The following is a 3,089-nucleotide window of genomic DNA, read 5'->3' as shown; positions in this document are numbered from 1 at the left end:
GGCGCATCTCACCTTCCGGGGCAAGTCCGATGGTGAAATAGCCTTTGGGGCTCTCAAGGGCTTCCTGGATGTGCGCTTCGGCACCCGCGACGGATCGGCCTGCGCCGAATTCTCATGGGAAGGGCATGACGAGAATGATCCGTCCTGTGGTCGCGGATGGGCCATGATCGGCACCGCGGGCAGGCTCGTATGGCGACGATTCAGGCTTCGTTTGCGAACGCAGCTGAGTTCTTCAACAGCCTGCTAGGCGCGTGCGCGACGGAGTGAGATACCGTGTTGCGCGAACACTTGAACAATGAGCGGTAACAGGCCTAGTGTTTCATTTCGTCAATGTTTTGAGTGACCTGAGCGGGACGATTCCATGGCCACGATCTACTTTCAACAGATCGATGCTCCGATCAGGGCGCAGGACGCAATTGCGACCGTATATCGGCAGCCGACGAAAGATTCCGTCGATTTACTGAAAAAGATCAATAATCTAACGGGTAAAGAGTTTATGTATCCAGGTGACCTGCTTTGCGTGCCGAGTTCTCATGGAATCCCGGAACACTCAATTCCGACTATACAAGAATCATCACTGGTCCTGAGTCACTCATCTCGCCATGCGCATTGGGCCCCAGCAGCCCAGCAATTCAACAACAATTTCGAGAAGTATCTGTATGCACAGAAGGAGGACATCGGCATCGATGTGCTGAAGAATTTTTCTGAGGGACGCTCAACACTAGTCGAGACGGTAGTATCGCAAATCACGGACGACCTGCGGCAGCTCAATACCCTGCTATTAAACAGCGCTTCGAGATCCTCCGGCGTGCCATACAACGCACCGAAATTCTCTGCGTTTGATGCCCAGAAGGCACAGATCTTTCAACGACTCCAGAACTCGATGCGTATCCTTCCAAAGGGATTCGAAGTCATGAAAGCAAACGCGGTGAGTGCACAGGACGCTCTGGGCATTTCAAATAACGCGGTAAAGCGCGCCTTCAGAACGTCAGGAGCGTCTGTTGAGGTCAAGCAGATTAGGGAGACTATTGCTAGGGCAGACGAGGCGGCAAGGATCACCAAGAACGGAGCGAAATATCTCGGCATCTCTCTCCAAGTAGCTATGGGAGCAAAAACGATATACGATCATTTAGCGCCCGGAGGGGCGGTTCAGACCGAGCAGCGGGCGAACCCACAATCATCTGACATCATAGGATTGAACGCTGCTGGTAGGGATATTGGGGGAACGGCCGGTTCTTTCTTGGGTGGATACTTGGGGGGATTGGCCGGAGCCGGCGTCGCCACACTTCTTCTATCGAATCCTGTAGGATGGACCGGGCTCGCGGTCGTGGGGATTGCTGCCATCGCTGGCGGAGCTACCTTAGGCTTCGCCGGAAATGAAGGAGGCGGCTTTGTTGCAGGGAAAATTATGCGCGCGATCGACCCTTCCCGAACCGCAGAAATCAACATGATCGTTTCGCCGAAGGAATAGCGGGCGCCCGGCTCAGTCAATGCCGTAGGTGCAACGAGTCGCATGTTCGCCTTAGGTAACGAGCGGATACACTGGGTTCATTCGGGTGACCCTGCTTTCCAAAGACCCTCAATCAAGAGCCTCGAGACGCCAATGGTCGTGCAGCGTGAGCGAAAACAGTAATAGGGAATGTGCCCGCCTGTACGATCTCGCTCCGGAATGACAGTGAATGGCTACAGCGACCCGTTGCCGAACGTATTGCAGGCCGGCACGGTGCCCTGCTGATAGCCAGTCATGAACCACCGCTTGCGCTGCGCCGAGGTGCCGTGGGTGAAAGAATCGGGCACGACGCCACCCGTGGCCTGGCGCTGCAGCGTGTCGTCGGCAAGGGCGGATAGCATTGTCAGGACTGCTTCGATATCTCCTGCCTCGAAGAAGCCGGGCCGCTTCTTCTCCTCGCGGTTACCCCAGACACCTGCCAAACAATCCGCCTGCAATTCCACCCGCGCCTGCAGCGCATTGGCTCCGGCTTTGCTGCCGATCCGCTGCTGCAACTGCGCCACCCGCGGCAGGATACCGAGCAGGTTTTGGATGTGGTGACCGACTTCACGGGCTATAATGTATGCCGCCGTGACTCTGCAGTTGCTGCCCGAGCATGCGTTAAGCCGCGTCTCGACTTCGCGGAAGAAACCGGTGTCGAGAAAAATCGTCTGGTCCACTTGGCAATAGAACGGCCCGGTCGCCGACTGCACCATTCCGCAGCGACCACCATTGGTGTCGTTGCGGAACAGCACCATCTTCGGACCCGTATAGGTCCGCCCGCTCGCCGTGAAGATTTCGTTCCAGCGGTCGTCTATCTCGCCGAGAATGCCTGAGATCATTTTGGAGCTTGAGGCATTGACCTGCGGGTTTGCCTCTTTTTCCTCAGTCGGGGGACCCCTCACTGGCTCGGTAGCGGCGCTCTCGACAACGCTCAGTACCAACAGGAGGGCCGTCAGGGTGAGCAGTCAGACGACCTTGACTTTGCGGTCATCTTTCATCGGACTATGCTTTCTCTGTGTCTGTAGACCAGGAAACCCTCGAAACCCTAGAGAGACGAATGTCGCCTCGTCAATCTTGCGATTTGGCCATGGCGCGCTATTCCCTCTGCGGACGCCAATTCTACGACGAAGCCGCCAACAGCGCCAGAGACGACCACGTCCGCGGGATCGGCGAGAGGCATCAGGGCTGCAAGGACATTTGGACTTCAAGCGGTACGTTGTCGATAACCGTGCCCACGGCATCAGGAAGAGTGCTCGCGTAGCAATGATCGATGAACGGAGTTTGGCTCCGTAACCCCACGCTTTCGCCCGGCGTGGGCTCACAATGTCCGGTTTGCCCCGTTAGCTGCCGAAGTCACACGACCAGCAACAGATCGCGAGGGGCCAGCATCCTGCGGACGCCTACGGGCGTCCGTTTCGTAGCCCCCTCCTGGACAAGTGACTCATCCAAGGGGAGGGCTGCTCCGACCTATGCTATTTCTACTCGCCTGCTGCTGGTGATCCGTGCCTCAACACGAGGAGGCACGGATGAATGTACGCTATCGGGTCGAATTGAGCCAAAGCGAGCGCACAGAACTCATGCACCTCATGAGCGGCGG

General features: G+C 56.9%; 1 protein-coding gene and 2 pseudogenes. 2 read left to right on the top strand and 1 reads right to left on the bottom strand.

The window, feature by feature from the left end:
- Both JQ586_RS40090 and JQ586_RS40085 read left to right on the top strand, forming a co-directional pair.
- Positions 1-227: pseudogene (locus JQ586_RS40090) on the top strand (hypothetical protein); the annotation flags it as partial.
- A 134-nt stretch (positions 228-361) separates the two neighbouring features.
- A complete protein-coding gene (locus JQ586_RS40085; protein WP_212400133.1) occupies positions 362-1,471 on the top strand; it encodes a hypothetical protein in 1,110 nt (369 codons plus the stop codon).
- 212 nt (positions 1,472-1,683) lie between these two features.
- On the opposite strand, the pseudogene JQ586_RS40080 reads toward JQ586_RS40085, so the two are convergent.
- Positions 1,684-2,397, bottom strand: a pseudogene (locus JQ586_RS40080) (neutral zinc metallopeptidase); the annotation flags it as partial.
- Between the last annotated feature and the right edge of the window lie 692 nt (positions 2,398-3,089).

The organism is Bradyrhizobium jicamae (assembly GCF_018130215.1).
Taxonomy (GTDB): domain Bacteria; phylum Pseudomonadota; class Alphaproteobacteria; order Rhizobiales; family Xanthobacteraceae; genus Bradyrhizobium; species Bradyrhizobium jicamae_A.
The sequence above is the reverse complement of the archived record's forward strand: the minus strand, read 5'-3'. Positions and strand labels throughout refer to the sequence as shown.